We start from the raw sequence: 15,851 nt of genomic DNA on the forward strand, positions 1-15,851 counted from the left end.
AGTTAATCATTATGTATTTAGTCGTGATTCGATTGTCAATCTCGTATTTCTCCGGCTCTTCAATGTTCACGCGGTTGTTTCAGACTGATTTCGCCGCGATGAAACATCGGTCATCGTGATCGGTCTCTTTCGGATCAATATCCAATGCCCATGGCTTTGGCGGTTTTTGTGAGGCGGTTGACACTTTAGTACGCCGGTGCGAGGCCGGTGTCAAACCACCCCAGAACGGGATATGCGAAGGGGGCGGATAGCTCTCATGCTCGAAGGAATTCAGAAGACGTCAGGTATTCTCTCGCTGTCGTAGGCCAGACGGTCCGACGCGCCGAATTTGGGACGAGCAGACCAGTCGACCCTGGGAGGAACGTAGAGTAATGGGCGAGTATCCTAATATCCGATAGATCCCAACGGACCGATTTTATCATTCGGTATGGGCAGATCTGAAAGGAATCTCATTGGTACCTGAACGTTTGTAACTAACCTCTGATCAATTCGATTTGGATTTACCGGGAACCCTATGATCGTGTTCAAGCTTGAGGGCTTGGTTTCGATCCAGTTTACCCTTCTCATATGCTTAAACAGTTCATCTTTCGCTTCTCCGCGAAAACGACGGCAGATTTCACTGATCTCGGCGGCTGTTCGAGCAAGTCTCAATCGTTTACACTCAACGATTAAGATTGCTCCATTTGATTTCCATGCCAAGACATCAATATCCCCTAAGTCGGACGACGCACCTAACTGAGTCATCGAAATCTCGGTTTTGGTTCGCCATCCATTCGTACTCAGATGTTCAGCGACTGTGACTGTGAAGTCATGACCTTTCTTGTCTGTGATTCCGCCGATATAGCTTCTCATCGTATCCGAACTGAAAAACTCCTGAGGTAGATACCCGTTTTCAATACAGTATAGTAGATAACGGAATCCCAACTGTAAGGTGCCAACTCCGAAGATCACTACGTCCGTGTCCTGTTTTCCAAAAACAAGTATCGGCTTAAAAACCACGGACATTCGACGACTGTAACGCCACGGTTGGATATCCCTGTTTGTCATTCCAGGCGGTGTTACATCCCATTTGGGCCTATGGAATAAACTGAAAGCAGATATGAACGCATTGGTTGCGTTCTCGGAAAAGCCCCTTGTTGTAATAAGTCTGTTTCTAATTTCACCCAATGTCGTCTTGACAACGATTTGATCGCAATCGACTGCCATTTCGAACAATTCTTCAATTCCCACAACGGCATCTCGTAACGAAATGTCGAACTCGGATTCAAACGCGTTAAGTAAGCTTTCAGGATAAAGTTCCTCTATCGGCTTTGGATTTTCAAATAGTCTGTTTTGATACAGGTTAGGATATCTGGAAACATCCTCTTCAAAACCATCAGTAACGTGTGCTTTAATAAATGGTTCGATTACAGTGCTTATGATATCCCTTTCAATGGAATAAGTTCCATTTTGGTGTAATTCTATTGGAGGATCGAGCAACTTGTTTTTGAATCCGTCGGAGTGAGATGCGACTTGCATCATCAGGGCAGTCTTTGCTAAGAGTTCATCCATTTGCTGTTGTGATAGGAGATTCCCTCCCGATTCCGGACATTCACAGATTGCTATTTCAAGTAAGGTACGAGTTGCCAAGTCAGTGATGCTCCTGATTCCCTCGCGTTCATGTGCGGTATGGAGCACATCATCATCAGATCCATAGAGTGCTTGCATTGCTTTTGCCGTCCGTCGCCAACGAATTCGGTCATGGAGGATACCTTCATGAACGAAAAACATCCCCTGTATTACCGACGCTCGATCAAGAGAGTTTAATTGGTATCGCAACTGATCCCATATCTTTTCAACGACCTTATTCAAGAACTTGTTACATGCGCTTATTGAGTCGATATTACTTACGTTATCACTTTGTAGGCAGCCCTCAGACAGTTTCAGTTCTGAAAATGAAAAGTCCTCACGTGATAGCATTACAGGATTCATGTTGTGTTTTTGTAGCAGTTGTTCAACGTAATCATAGCTCGTGAAAACATGTAATATCCGTATCCCCGCATCACCAGTTACTATTCTGGTTAACTGCTCGATTTTGCTATCATCGAAGTCCGTGCCCAATCCCACATGTAGCCTGGTAAGGCCTTTCGTAATACAGTTGACAACATATTGTTCGCCGAAGTTTTCCGGATGCTGGAAGTACTTCAAGAGAACCGGCGGAAACTTTATTACGACAGTTCGGTTCTTTATGGATATTCCTGGTTCAATGAACTCCGTCGCCGACTGTATACCTGCACTAACACTCGGTAAGTCCACATCTGTTAAATCTAGGCATACTTCTATTGGACCGGACTGTAGATCCTTGCCCTGCGACTCGAATTCAATCACAAGCCTGAAGAACAAGTCAATAAAGCCATTCCAAATTTGATAAGCATGGTCCCTTAATCCATTGCCCTCTTCACGAAGGCGTAAACTAAACCAACTGGGGCCACGCTCTGTTTCAATCGCCCCTGCTAATACACCTGATCGTAGATGTCCAAGGCTGGCATATACTGGGCGATCTGAAACGGAATCAAAGTATGAATCTGCATCAAGTCTTTCGACGTAAACATAATTTCCTGTCGTTGATTGGATTAAATGACGGTCGAGTGTTCTTCTGCCTTTGGCGCGTACATTCATCGGGTAACCACAATCAACCAAGAGAACTGAACCCAGGCTCACTGATAGCCCTCGAGGTACTATCTGGAAATTAGACCTTAACCAAGAGCAGAAAAAAGTGTAGTCACCACTGATGCCTGCAAATTCAACTCCTTGTTCTTCCACCCATCTTTTCTGTTTGATGAATTTCAAAAACCTTCGAATCGATTGAGCGGGATCATTAACCAACATTAGAAAATCTGAAATATGTATAACGGTCAGACTCCACCGCCCCTGCCAATCTTCAGTGCTTAAGCCACAATTTCCTCCTAATCCACCTGCGACCAATATTGTTGTTCCGCGATCTACTCCTGGTGAAGACACGCAATGATCTACGGTTCGATTAAGGTATACCCACAGGCGTTTTTCTGTTTCTTTCGCATACTCAATCACACTGTCAAGTCCTTCAATCAACGGGTCTACACTACAGTGAAGGAGGACTACATGTAGACCCTGATTCAGGTCGACCTTGAGCAACCAATCTTGAATAGGCAAATCTGACGTGTCTGTGCTTGGTACTTGATGAGAATCCACGTTTTCTAGCGTGCTTAGTCCCTCCGACTCTATTTGATAGGACTGATAGGAGGCTAGCAATTGTGCGAAGTGCGGCAACAGTCCCGTCAATTGTAACTGACCCAAAAGGAATCTCCTGATAGCAGGGCCGACTGCATGAGGCAACACAAGTACCAGTTCGTTCCCAAACTGCAAAAGCGGGTATCGCTCCAGTGAAGTATGTCCTAATCTCTCGGAATCAAGGAGTTTCCTGTTGTGAGACTTAAGGATAAACGGTTCCAGTAAAACAGAACTAACCTGTAGTGCAGTGAGGTCGTTTGTGGTGAATGATACGGATTTCGCCCTGTCGACAATTCGAATCGCTGGCGATAATCTACTGACGCTTTTGGGGGTTGATGATTCAGTATGCCACCGTTGCAATCCAACTCTATCTGCGACACATTCGCTCAGTGCTAGCAAAGCAAATAATGGGTCTAGCATTTTCTTATATTCAGGCAATGCTCTATGGTGGTATATGATATCGAGAACAGTCTGTGTAAAGTAACCGCTTGAATGCCAGATTCCCTCAAACAACCGCCGATTTCCATTTGGTGTACTAACGTTCGTGATGAAAACATCTTCGGCCGGGTCTTCTGCCATTACAATAGAAGTATCGCCCAGAAATCTGTTTAGCCAACGATCTACATCATTCAACGTTGGTTTCCGTTTCCCTCGACAGTGGAGAACAGCTAGATGAACGAGGATTTCCAGACGTATAGTATTCGCATGTAATGATGGTACAGTGAGGAGACTAGCAAGACGACTTGATGTATGACGTAAGTCGTACTTTTGAAGATCCTGCACAAGTGGCTTCAGTTCGGGGTCGTCAAGAGCGATCATCTATTTTCCGGTTTATCGGTCCGTAGAGTTAACCCGGTCAAGGGTGCAGTACTATTGATCCAATCTTTGTAAAGAAGAGCCAACTTGTCATTCCGTCCTATTTGGAAGGAGATGCGGGTTTAACAAGCCTCACTCGACCTGTGAGAAGCTGTTGCATCATGCCCTGCTTGATGGCGCGAGTCTTGTCCCGGTGGCGCTCCAGCACGGCGATCTCGATATCCATATCAGAAAGAGTGCCAGCAATAGCACGTTGTTCCCGAACTGGCGGTAGCCAGATCTCAAAGTTTCGCATTACATCCCAGTCTGTGCGTGGCATGTGTGTTCCATAGGAGACACTGGCCGCTTTGATGAATTGGTCGGATTGAATGATGGTATATAGGAAACCGTTGTCTGCCTGCTTCGTATCAGTCACCAGTGGCCATATCTCAGTCGTGCATATTCCGTCCCGGTCTGCGAGCCAGAACTTTCGAAGATATGAACGAAGTCGGCCAAAGAGCACATCACCAGAATAGAAACGATATTTGGAAGAAGTTGAGTACTGAGCCGTTGAACACCCCAGTAGCCGCCCCTCGCGTTGCCCGATATGGTCGAGTTCCACACAGGGCGTATCTATTGGTACTTTCGAGGGTAGTACCTTTTGATTGCGAATGGACGCAATATCCCCTAGTCGTTTTGTCTCCCACTTCCCACTGAATCCCGGCAGCCGAAACTTTCCAGTGAGAAGTTGCTGCGTGGTAGCTTGTTTGACAGCCTGCTTCTTGTCGATCAGTTCCTCCAACGCCGTGAGTAATCCATCTACATCCGATAACGCCTCAGCGATGGTGCGTTGTTCAGTAGGAGATGGTAACGGTATGCGCACCTCTCTGAGTGCCTGTTTCGATATTCCAAAGACCTTTAGACCAGTGGCGAGACTACGCAACTGCCTCTTTACGGATTCCTTATCCAGAAGGTACCCGCGATAGCCTTCATGGGTGCGTAGGTCCTTTGGTCTCAACAGGAGAGTATGCAGTCCGGCAACTGCTTCAGTAACGCCAAGATTTCGAACTTCCACGCTCTTGCCGACCCCGGTTTCGTCCTCAGAAGCATCAGCAACTATCAGATCGCCCTCACGAAGCCGGTTCGCTGTAACGCCTTTATCAACCGAAAGGCGTGGTAATTTATCGCGAGAGAAGTCGATGAAGTGATGAAAGCGGGTATGGATATCTCCGTAATGCACGTATGCAACGTCACCGGTGTCACCGAGTTCGGCCCTCGAATTAGAAGCAGTACGCAGATAGTCAAAAAGATCACCAATGGAATACATGGACCAATCAGACGGTATCACCCCCACTTCGGTTCGCTTGTAACCTTTTGGCACCTTATCCGATAGCACGTGACCTCCGAATTTGTCGTACCGTAAGCCCCATCCGCTTCAAGTGCCCCTCGACCTTCTCGCCGAACGCCTCCACTTCCCGATCCAACTCCGGCAACGGACAGGCATAGCGTTCTTCCAGTTCTGTCACGCGCCCGGTAAGTTGCCGTGTCAACCCTTGCACCTCATCCTTGACGGCGGCCCGTATACTCGTAAACCACTTGTCCTCGATCACAAGCGTCTTTATCTCAATTTCGGTGAGCATCGTGTACTTCTGGATCACCGATGTAAGTAACGTGTCCCGTGTCTGCTTGCATGTATCCTTTTGGACCTTCTCGTCTTCCATGAACTGGAGATAGTCGTAGAGAATATCCAACTCCTCGAATAGTCCTTCTTCGTCTTGGACGTTCTTGGTCCAATCATGAACGCCAAAGGTTGTTTTCTTGATGGCCTTTACCTGATTGTGCTCCGGCGTTCCTTCGGAACAACTCTTTAGAATGGCTTCCTTTAACTCGATGACGCGTTGCCGCACATTACCCTTGGTGATACCACTCTTTCCTTCAAGACCGTTGAGAGCGCCCTCATCGGCACCATGTTCCTCTTCGAATTCCTCCTTACGTTCCGCCAATTCGGAAACTTCCGCCTCAAGTCGCTCCAGTTCTTGCTGTTCGTTCTTGAAGAATTTCGCAATTAACAAAGTATGCGGGATAAGTTCACCAATGTACTTGGTAGTCTTTTGGCCCTTCTTGATAGTGAACTCCGGAGTTTCCTTGTCATGGGAGGAACGAAGGTTGCGACCTACCTGCCAGCCTTCCGCGGCGATAAGGTACACATCGTCCTGCATCGTTTCATCCCAATAGTCCATCAACCGTTGGTACATGTCGTACGGGTCGAGCAGCGGCAGGTCAGCGAAACGCGCCAGCAGATCCTCTGCCAAGGCGCGAATGAGTTCCCTGGGGTTGGCGCCTGTCTCCAGTCCTTTCAGAACGGCCTCATGTGTCTTGCACCAATCGTCGAGAACGGCCGCAACCCGGGTCTCGTACGATCTGAATTCCATGTGATCGAGAATGGCGGCCTTCACCTGTCCCGTCTCGATGCGACTTTCGCTGTAGCCCTCTCGGCCGTTGCCGACAAACAACGTCCGGCGCAGTGAGGGGAAGACGTCCCAGTAGACACTGAGCGCGTCGAGGTCGCGGTCCGGGATGCCGCCACGCAAATGGGCGTCGAGATCGTGCAGATCTTCCGGCTCGCTGGAATCGACCCAGCGCGGGATGTTGAGGTTGTAGTCGTTAGCGGGGCCGACAATCTGGGCGGTCGGAACCATGCGGGAATAACGCGGCAACTTAATCTGTCGGTTAAATACGTCGACGATTCGGTGGATGTCCTGTGCGCGCAGGCGGTTCTTGTTGCCGTCCTTGCGGAAGCCCTTGCTCGCGTCGATCATGAAGATGCCGCCGCGCGCATGGGCGTTTTCCTTGTCTACAACCAGGATGCAGGCGGGGATGCCGGTGCCGTAGAACAGGTTGGGCGGCAGGCCGATGATACCCTTGATGAATCCGCGTTGGATGAGGTTCTTTCGAATGTCCGCTTCCCGGTTGCCCCGGAACAGTACGCCGTGCGGCAGGATGATCGCCCCCTTGCCCTTGCTGTTGAGCGACGCAATGAGGTGAAGGAGGAACGCGTAGTCACCATTCCTGGCAGGTGGGATACCGTAGCCGAAACGTCCGAACTCGTCGTTGGCAGGATCAAGGCCGTTGGACCAGGCCTTGGCGGAAAAAGGTGGATTGGCAACGGCAAAGTCGAAGGTCTTGAGGCGGTCGTTCTGGTTCTTGAAGTACGGAGCGGCCAGGGTGTTGCCTCGCCAGATTTCGGCGGTCTCGTGACCATGCAGGATCATGTTCATCCGCGCCAGCGCATAGGTGGCGTTGTCCATCTCTTGGCCATAGACGGTAATGCCATGCGGTGCTTCATCGGCGGCCCTGAGCAGGAGCGAACCTGAACCGCAGGTCGGGTCGTAGAGGGTCTGATCCTGCCGGGTATCCGGTCCGATGCCGATCACCTGGGCCATGATGCGTGAGACCTCGGCCGGCGTGTAGAACTGTCCCTTGCTCTTGCCGGATTCCGTGGCGAAGTGCATCATCAAATACTCGTAGGCGTCGCCGAGGAGATCATCCCCATCGGCCCGGTTCGCGCCAAAATCGAGACTGTCAAATATGGCGACGAGCCTGGAAAGCCTGTCCTGCATCTCCTTGCCGGACCCCAGCTTGTTTTCGTCGTTGAAATCCGCCTGATCGATGACGTCTCCAAGATCGTTCGCTTCCGCGAGCGTGGCGATCACCGTGTTTATCTTATCGCCGATCTCTTTATCGCCGACCAGCTTTACGATATCGGCGAAACTCCCGCCCTCGGGCACTTCGATGAGCATATTCGGATCTTTGGACGCCTTGTCAGAGACGTATTTCATGAACAGCAGCGTAAGGACATAATCCTTGTACTGAGAGGCATCCATGCCACCACGCAGTTCATCGCAGCTTTGCCAAAGAGAGGAATATAGTTGGGACTTCTTCAGGGCCATTGGTCAGTTTCAAGTATGGGTTGGACTTGGTGGACGATTGAGCACGAGATTGGGTAGAACGCACCCACGATTCAGCCTCAATCGATACTACGTGAGGTACGTAGCACGGACATGATTGAAGTATACTACTCCTCGGCCGAGGTAACTTAATTCGCCCTACAAAAGGACAAGCAGGTTCGTGTCTATGAGTACGCTATTCATTACGAAGCAGCCAGTTCCCGTATTTTCATTGCAGTCACCTGCCCGTCGCTGTCGCGTATTACTACGATTTTGTACGTTCTGTTGTTAGGTCTTAGTGGAACAAAGGCGGGGATATGAGCTGGATGAGGGATATCCCATTTACGGGCAAATCCTACTGTCACGTTCCACTGAGCGGTCGGTTCATCGTATTCGACCTCTTCTAACCCAATATGCGATATATTCTCTTCCGAGTATACATCGGCAACATGTTCCATGGCTGTCTTTACTGCTTGCTTGACGTTCATTGGTAACCTCACGATTCGATGAGCCAGAACAACATAACTCATTTAGTCGGTAGATTGACAGCCTGCCCGTAATCTTTCTTCACTCCATCCCGACCCCGACTCCGCGTCGACTCCGTTCCCGTTTCCGGTACCTGGCGTTAGGCGCCTCGAGTATCTGTTGCTGCTTTTCCGTCAGGTCTTCATACCAGTCCGGATCATAGTATTGAGCGTACCATGAAACAGAGTTGGGCGAGTACTTGTAGAAGAGGGTGCGGCGCTCGTCGCCGTGCCAGGGCATGGTGCCGTGGGTCAGCGCCTCGGTGAAGATCACGGCGGTGCCCGCCTTGCCGGTCACGGCGCGGATGAAGGGCTGATCGGTCTTCAGGTTGCGCCACTCGTCGGGGAACCGGAAGTTGCTTTTGTGACTGCCGGGCACGCAGCCGAAGCCGCCGTCGCCGGGGTTCACGTCCTTCAGGTTGTAGGCGACCACGGTCAGGCCACACCGGATTTCCTCATTTATACAGGTGTAGGAATACAGCGGGTCGAAGGGAATTGCCCCGCCGTGCAGGGTCGTGCCGATGGGCCCGTCGCCCTTCCGGATGATGTCGGCGTAATCGTGGTCAAGCCGGTACTTCGGTCCGACCAGTTGCTCCAGGTAAGGATCTATCCGCGGGTTGTCGATCAACGCCCGGTACGCGGGACCCCAGTCGAGCAGGGTGAAACCGAAACGGTGCGTGGTCGCGCCGGGTTCCATGGCCTCCTCGACCTTTTCGTCGAGGATGCGGTTCAATTCTGCGAGTCGTCCGGCGTCAAGGGCGTCCGGGACCTCGATGAAGCCCTGCAGGTCGAAGAGATACCGTTCATGGGGGGTCATGCGCTGTCCTTTTCCGGATCAGGGCTCGATCGTCGACCATTCCGTAACCTCGAAGCGTATCCGCTCCCGGCCCGTCAGTCGTCGTCCACCGCGTAGTCGTCACCGTAGTACTTGCTCGTGGTGCGGGTATGGAACTGAACCGCCGAGATGGGTTCGTACTTGGGCTCGCCCGTGTTGGGCAGCACCTCGAGCATCTCTTCCTCCCAGACGTAGACGGCCATGGGAATGCTGATGCGGGCGGTTTCGAAGAGACGGGCGTCCTGCGGCTTGCTGACCCGGTGGGTCGTGGACGGGAGGCGGTCGTTGGTGATCCGCTGCATGTAGTCGCCCGTGTTGATGATGATACTGCCTTCCGGGGGATTGAGGCGGATCCACTTCATGTTCTCCCGGTTCAGCACCTGCAGTCCGTCCACCCCGTGGGAGGGCAGGATGGTGAACAGGTCGACGTCCTCGTGTCCCAGCATGCGGCCGGCCCCGGATGCGTCGTCCTCCGCCGTGATGGGCGGGTAGTAGTTGAGCCGGAACCCGAAGTTCGTCCGGGTGAGTTTTTCGTCGTAAAGCGTCGGATCGCAGCCGAGGTAGGTCAGGATGCTCTGCATGAGGGGCAGGATAAGCTTTTCGTGATTCAGGATGACTTCCCGGAAGAACGGTTCGTATCCGCTGGCGGGCCAGAAATCCGCTTCCCGGTAATCCGGGTTCTCGCCCAGATTGAAGGCCCGCCGGCAGAAGACCCAGCCCTCGACGAGATCGGGATGCATGCGGCTGGTCTGTTTGATCGGGAAGTACCCCTGGTTGACCGAACCCTGCCGCTGCGCCTCGTACTTCAACTTGTCGGCCATAGGCGTGGCCGTGAAGAATTCGGCCACCTTGCGCTCGGTCTCCTCGTACAGGCTGGTCGGGATTTCGTGGTTCTCGAGGATGACGAATCCGATACCTTCCATGGCCTCGCCGATATCCCGGGCGAATTGCGCCCTGCCCTCCGGACCGCCGCGGTAGAAAAGGGCCATGTCGCAGGTCCTGATCTGCGTTTCCTCGTCGAATTCCTCTAAGGCCGCGCCTTCGGCCAGGTTGTAGGTCTGTTCCTTTTTAACCTGGTCGTACTGGGTGTATTCCTGGTTGACTGCCTTGATACCGTGTTCCTGGTCCGCCTGATCGGTGCTCATGACCGTACCCCCGGCCCGGGCGGCCGCCGTTCCGTACCGCCGCGAACCCTGCTGTTATGGATCGGGTGTCTTGATCGTTTAGTATCATCAATATCTCATATCACCGCGGGGTCTGGCAAGGGTAAAATGGTCGTGGGGAGCGCTGCGGATCAGCGTGGTGGGATGCCATGGGGAGCGCTGCGGAAGGTGCCACAGATCAGTGCGGCGGGATGCCGTCCGGGCGGCCCACAAAACAGTTGACACGGCGGCTTCGCGCCAGATACATATGGGGCATGGCCAACGCACGCTTCAACCCGCCCCAGCCCTATAATGAACCGGTCCTGGACTACACCCCGGGATCGGCCGAAAGAGCGGCCGTCAAGGCTCGACTCCACGAGCTGAAATCCGCGCCGGTCGAGATCCCGCTGATCATCGGCGGGCGGGAGGTAAAGACGGGCCGCACCGCACCGCTGCGCGCACCTCACGACCACGCGCTGGATCTCGGCGTGTACCACCGGGCCGGCGAGGCCGAGGTCCGCCTGGCGATCGACGCGGCCTTGGAAGCCCGTAAGGCCTGGGCGGACATGCCCTGGGAACACCGGGCGTCGGTACTGATGAAGGCGGCCGACCTGCTGGCCGGCTCCTGGCGCCAGACGGTCAACGCCGCGACGATGCTGGGCCAGTCCAAGACGGTTTTCCAGGCCGAGATCGACTCCGCCTGCGAACTGATCGACTTCTGGCGGTTCAACGTCAGCTACCTCGCACAGCTGATGAGTGACCAGCCGGCCTCCTCGAAAGGGGTGTGGAACCGTCTCGAGTACCGCGCCCTCGAGGGATTCGTCTTCGCCGTCACGCCCTTCAACTTCACCGCCATCGGCGGCAACCTGCCCACGGCGCCGGCCCTAACCGGCTGCACGGTCCTGTGGAAGCCGGCCTCCACGGCGGTCTACTCGGCATACTATGTCATGCGGCTGCTGCAGGAAGCAGGCCTGCCGCCCGGCGTAATCAATTTCATCCCGGGATCGGGGTCCGAGGTGGGCGATCCGGTGCTGAACAGCCCGGACCTGGCGGGGATCCATTTCACCGGCTCGACCGACACGTTCCAGCGGATGTACCGTACCGTGGCCGGCAACCTGGACCGCATGAAGCACTACCCCCGCATCGTGGGAGAAACGGGCGGAAAGGACTTCATCTTCGTCCACGCCTCGGCGGACGTCGATGCCCTCGTGGCGGCGGCGGTCCGCGGCGCCTTCGAATACCAGGGGCAGAAGTGTTCCGCGGCCTCCCGGATGTACGTGCCCCGCTCCCTGTGGCCGGACTTCAGGGAACGGTTCGTCGCGGCAGTCGAGCAAATCAGGATGGGCGACCCGGAGGATTTCACGAACTTCATGGCGGCCGTGATCGACGAGGCATCCTTCGAGAACATCGCTGATCACATCGAATACGCCCGGTCGGCGGAGGACGCCGAGATCATCACCGGCGGTGGCTGCGACCGGGAGCATGGCTGGTTCGTCGAACCGACGACCATCGTTACGACCAACCCGCGTTTCAAGACCATGGAAGAAGAGATCTTCGGGCCCGTGCTGACTATATATGTTTACGAGGACGACCGGCTGGAAGAGACTCTGGCACTGTGTGACAGCACCTCGCCCTACGCGCTAACCGGTTCCGTGTTCGCCAGGGACCGGCAGGCTATCGTCCGCATTTCGGACGCGTTGCGCAACGCCGCCGGAAACTTCTACGTCAACGACAAGCCCACCGGCGCCGTCGTCGGACAGCAGCCCTTCGGCGGGGCGCGGGCGTCGGGGACGAACGACAAGGCGGGCAGCCCGATGAACCTGCTGCGATGGATGAGCGCCCGGACCATCAAGGAAACCATGGTCCCGCCGGCAGACTGGCGTTATCCTTTCATGGACGAGGCTTAACCCTATCGATTCACGGAAGTTCAACCGGAGGAACCAATGAGTGAAGCACGACCCTTAAAGGTACATGTAACCGGAGCGTACGGACTGATCGGCAACCTGACGTACCGCCATCTGAGCGCGAAGGATGAGTACGAAGTCTACGGGAGCGGCCGGCGGACCGCCTCATCGGACCGCATCGACGATGAGGATCTCCTGCGAATCCCCGATGACCGTTTCTTTCTTGCCGACCTGACCGACCGGGACGCCGTGTCGAGGGCCCTTACCGGCATGGACGCGGTGATCCATCTCGGCGCGGTTCCCGATCCCGGGGCGTCCTTCGAGACCATTCTGGAGAGCAACATCCGGGGCACCTACAACGTGCTGGAAGTCTGCAGGGAGGAGGGCATCAGGCGCCTGATCTACGCGAGCTCCGTCATGGCGAGTTGGGGCTACGGCCAGTTCTCCGAACCCTACGTGTCCCTCAACGAGGGCCGCCTCGAGGGGCTGCCCGATCCCATGCCCATCGTGAAGGTCACCGACCCGCCCCGGCCCACGGAACCCTATTCGGCCAGCAAAGTGTGGGGCGAAGGCATCTGCCGCACCTACCACGACGCCCATGGTTTTTCCGTCGTCTGCCTCCGCATCGGCTGGGTCAACAAGCAGAACGAGGCCACCGAGCCGTTCCTGCGGTCGGTATGGTGCAGCCAGGCGGACATCACGCAGATCATAGAACTGGCTCTGAAGGCCACGGAGAATTCGGTCTACGAGGTCTGCTTCGCCGTGACCGACGGCCCGCACCGCTGGGTGGACCTGGAGCATACGCGGAATCGGCTGGGTCACGAGTTTTAAGGGTTGAAAACCCCGGTTGCGCGGGCGTTAAGTGGCAGCCATTAAAGTAACAGTCGAATCATGCTCGAATAGAAGCTGATTCACACCACACGATCTCACACTCGAAAGGAGCGTGGAAACATGCCGAAACTCACCGTCAACGGAGTGGAGAACGAGGTCGATTCGGGGCAACGTCTCGTACTGGCCATCGAGGGAACCGGCGTTAACATCGGCCACCGCTGCGGCGGGAACGCCAAGTGTACGACCTGTCGCGTGACGTTCGTATCGGGCGAGCCGGACACCATGACCGAAGCCGAACGCGACGTGCTGACCGAGAAGGGCGCCCTCGGCGAGGTGCGGCTGTCCTGCCAGATCATCTGCGATCACGACATGTCCGTCGAGCCGGGATTCCTGCTGGAGAACGAGGAAGAGTGGACCGACACAGGGCCGACGCCGGAGACGAGTATCACACCCGACCCGGTCTGGACCGACAAGCCCTAGGTGTTTGGCTATTGGTCATGACTGATGTAATCTACACCTGCCCGATGCATCCGGAGGTGCGCCAGGCGCATGCCGGCTCATGCCCGGTCTGCGGCATGGGCCTGGAGCTTGAATCCGCCGCGATGGCCGATGACGATCCGAATCCCGAACTGGTGGATTTCACCCGGCGATTCCGGGTCGGCGCCGCGTTGACATTTCCCCTCCTGATTCTTACGATGGGGCCCTTTTTCGGCTTCGGGGGCCTGCGAGAGGCCTTTGGAGCACGCGGGGCGCTCTGGATCGAGGTGCTGCTGGGCACGCCGGTGGTGCTGTGGTGTGGCTGGCCGTTCCTCGCGCGCGGATGGACGTCGTTTCGCACCATGAACCTCAACATGTTCTCCCTGATTGCGATGGGGGTGGCCACCGCCTGGCTCTTCAGCCTGGTCGCGGTGCTGGCGCCCGACTTGTTCCCGGAAGGCTTCCGCGACGCGGAGGGCCATGTCGGCGTCTATTTCGAAGCGGCGGCGGTGATCGTGACGCTGGTGCTTCTGGGCCAGGTCCTGGAACTTCGCGCCCGCGAGAGCTCCGGCAGGGCAATCCGGGCGCTGCTCGACATGGCGGCCAGGGCCGCGCGCGTGGTCCGCGAGGACGGACGAGAGGAAGAGATCCCGGTTGACGAGGTGCGACCCGGAGACCGGCTGCGGGTGCGGCCGGGTGACAAGGTGCCTGTCGACGGCGTGGTGGTCGAAGGCCGCTCCTCCGTCGACGAGAGCATGATCACCGGTGAGCCGATACCCGTGGAGAAAACGGCGGGCGATGCACTCACGGGCGCAACCATCAACGGTACCGGAAGCCTGATCATGGAGGCCACGCGCATCGGCGCCGACACGATGCTGAGCCAGATCGTCGAGATGGTGGCAAATGCGCAGCGGAGTCGCGCGCCGATCCAGAAGTACGTCGACAAGGTGGCGGGCCTGTTCGTACCGGCGGTGATCCTGGCAGCGGCCTGCGCGTTCATTGCCTGGGCGCTTTGGGGTCCGGCGCCCGCGCTGTCCTACGCGATACTTGCGTCGGTTTCGGTTCTGATCATCGCCTGCCCGTGCGCGCTGGGTCTCGCAACGCCCATGTCGATCATGACGGCGACGGGGCGCGGCGCACAGATGGGCGTGCTGATCAAGAACGCCGAAGCGCTCGAGCGGTTTGAAACGGTCGACACGCTGCTCGTCGACAAGACGGGCACGTTGACGGAGGGAAAACCCCGGCTGGTGGCCGTCCTGCCCGAGACCGGATACGACGAAGCCACGGTACTGAGGCTGGCCGCGTCCCTGGAAAAGGGTTCCGAGCATCCCCTGGCCGAGGCCATCGTGCGCGGAGCCGAAGACCGTGGCGTCCAGCTGGGCGAGGCGACGGACTTCGAAGCCGTGACCGGCAAGGGCGCCAAAGGCAGGATCGACGGCAGGACGGTCGCGATCGGCAACTTGAAAATGGCGCGCGACCTCGGCCTGGAGGTCGAAGCGCTGGCCGAACGGGCCGATCGCCGGCGTGACCATGGCGAAACGGTGGTGGCCGTCATGCCGGACGGCAAGCTCGCGGGCCTCGTGAGCGTCGCCGATCCGGTAAAGGACTCCACGCCTGACGCGCTCGGTGCCCTTCGTCAACTCGGTTTTCGCATCATCATGGCCACGGGCGACAGCGAGCGCACGGCGAAGGCCGTGGCAACCCGCGTCGGCATCGATGACATTCGCGCCGATGTGCTGCCCGAGGACAAGGCCCGCATGATCCAGGAACTGCAGGCCGAGGGGCGGAAGGTCGCCATGGCGGGAGACGGGGTCAACGACGCGCCCGCCCTCGCCCAGGCTGATGTCGGGATCGCCATGGGCACGGGCGCCGACGCGGCCATCGAGACCGCCGGCATCACGCTGGTCAGAGGCGACCTTAACGGCATCGTCCGTGCCCGGCGGCTCGCGCGCGCCAGCATGCGCAACATTCGCCAGAACCTGTTCCTGGCCTTTGCCTATAACACCGCTGGCGTACCGGTGGCCGGTGGATTGCTCTTCCCCGTCTTCGGCATCCTCATCAGTCCGATGTTCGCGGCCTTCGCGATGACCGCATCGTCGATTTCCGTCGTCTCGAACGCGCTGCGCCTGCGCAGCAAGCGCCTCTGA

10 protein-coding genes are annotated in these 15,851 nt (G+C 56.1%); 4 read left to right on the forward strand and 6 right to left on the reverse strand.

What is annotated here, in order from left to right; translation table 11 throughout:
- Positions 1–384: 384 nt before the first annotated feature.
- The 6 genes from OXG98_03080 to OXG98_03105 all read right to left on the reverse strand — a co-directional run bounded on the left by OXG98_03080 (position 385) and on the right by OXG98_03105 (position 10,495).
- The gene (locus tag OXG98_03080) at positions 385–4,068 is read right to left on the reverse strand and encodes a hypothetical protein (protein ID MCY3770991.1); all 3,684 of its coding nucleotides are present in this window, start codon (positions 4,066–4,068) and stop codon (positions 385–387) included.
- 97 nt (positions 4,069–4,165) lie between these two features.
- A complete protein-coding gene (locus OXG98_03085; GenBank protein ID MCY3770992.1) occupies positions 4,166–5,440 on the reverse strand; it encodes a restriction endonuclease subunit S in 1,275 nt (424 codons plus the stop codon).
- Positions 5,427–7,994, reverse strand: a complete 2,568-nt coding sequence (locus OXG98_03090) for a class I SAM-dependent DNA methyltransferase (protein ID MCY3770993.1) — start codon at positions 7,992–7,994, stop codon at positions 5,427–5,429. Before OXG98_03090 ends, OXG98_03085 begins: the two co-directional genes overlap by 14 nt.
- Positions 7,995–8,194: 200 nt before the next feature.
- Positions 8,195–8,479, reverse strand: coding sequence for a hypothetical protein (locus OXG98_03095; protein MCY3770994.1), 285 nt, complete (start codon positions 8,477–8,479; stop codon positions 8,195–8,197).
- Between the two features lie 79 nt (positions 8,480–8,558).
- The gene (locus tag OXG98_03100; protein MCY3770995.1) at positions 8,559–9,332 is read right to left on the reverse strand and encodes a phytanoyl-CoA dioxygenase family protein; all 774 of its coding nucleotides are present in this window, start codon (positions 9,330–9,332) and stop codon (positions 8,559–8,561) included.
- A 74-nt stretch (positions 9,333–9,406) separates the two neighbouring features.
- Positions 9,407–10,495 carry a hypothetical protein gene (locus OXG98_03105; protein ID MCY3770996.1) on the reverse strand — a complete coding sequence of 363 codons (1,089 nt, stop codon included), beginning with the start codon at positions 10,493–10,495 and terminating at the stop codon, positions 9,407–9,409.
- 272 nt (positions 10,496–10,767) lie between these two features.
- Between OXG98_03105 and pruA the strand changes: the two genes are divergently transcribed.
- The 4 genes from pruA to OXG98_03125 all read left to right on the forward strand — a co-directional run bounded on the left by pruA (position 10,768) and on the right by OXG98_03125 (position 15,851).
- Positions 10,768–12,399, forward strand: coding sequence for an L-glutamate gamma-semialdehyde dehydrogenase (gene pruA / locus OXG98_03110; GenBank protein MCY3770997.1), 1,632 nt, complete (start codon positions 10,768–10,770; stop codon positions 12,397–12,399).
- Positions 12,400–12,435: 36 nt separating this feature from the next.
- Positions 12,436–13,227 carry an NAD-dependent epimerase/dehydratase family protein gene (locus OXG98_03115; GenBank protein ID MCY3770998.1) on the forward strand — a complete coding sequence of 264 codons (792 nt, stop codon included), beginning with the start codon at positions 12,436–12,438 and terminating at the stop codon, positions 13,225–13,227.
- A 120-nt stretch (positions 13,228–13,347) separates the two neighbouring features.
- Positions 13,348–13,707 carry a 2Fe-2S iron-sulfur cluster-binding protein gene (locus OXG98_03120; protein ID MCY3770999.1) on the forward strand — a complete coding sequence of 120 codons (360 nt, stop codon included), beginning with the start codon at positions 13,348–13,350 and terminating at the stop codon, positions 13,705–13,707.
- 17 nt (positions 13,708–13,724) lie between these two features.
- The gene (locus OXG98_03125) at positions 13,725–15,851 is read left to right on the forward strand and encodes a copper-translocating P-type ATPase (GenBank protein ID MCY3771000.1); all 2,127 of its coding nucleotides are present in this window, start codon (positions 13,725–13,727) and stop codon (positions 15,849–15,851) included.

This window comes from Gemmatimonadota bacterium, assembly GCA_026706345.1.
In the GTDB taxonomy this organism is placed as follows: domain Bacteria; phylum JAAXHH01; class JAAXHH01; order JAAXHH01; family JAAXHH01; genus JAAXHH01.

Excerpts from the sequence above, each read along its gene's own strand:
- OXG98_03080 (MCY3770991.1), bottom strand. The coding sequence starts at position 4,068 with ATGATCGCTCTTGACGACCCCGAACTGAAGCCACTTGTGCAGGATCTT.
- OXG98_03090 (MCY3770993.1), bottom strand. The coding sequence starts at position 7,994 with ATGGCCCTGAAGAAGTCCCAACTATATTCCTCTCTTTGGCAAAGCTGC.
- OXG98_03095 (MCY3770994.1), bottom strand. The coding sequence starts at position 8,479 with ATGAACGTCAAGCAAGCAGTAAAGACAGCCATGGAACATGTTGCCGAT.
- OXG98_03100 (MCY3770995.1), bottom strand. The coding sequence starts at position 9,332 with ATGACCCCCCATGAACGGTATCTCTTCGACCTGCAGGGCTTCATCGAG.
- OXG98_03105 (MCY3770996.1), bottom strand. The coding sequence starts at position 10,495 with ATGAGCACCGATCAGGCGGACCAGGAACACGGTATCAAGGCAGTCAAC.
- pruA (MCY3770997.1), top strand. The coding sequence starts at position 10,768 with ATGGCCAACGCACGCTTCAACCCGCCCCAGCCCTATAATGAACCGGTC.
- OXG98_03115 (MCY3770998.1), top strand. The coding sequence starts at position 12,436 with ATGAGTGAAGCACGACCCTTAAAGGTACATGTAACCGGAGCGTACGGA.
- OXG98_03120 (MCY3770999.1), top strand. The coding sequence starts at position 13,348 with ATGCCGAAACTCACCGTCAACGGAGTGGAGAACGAGGTCGATTCGGGG.
- OXG98_03125 (MCY3771000.1), top strand. The coding sequence starts at position 13,725 with ATGACTGATGTAATCTACACCTGCCCGATGCATCCGGAGGTGCGCCAG.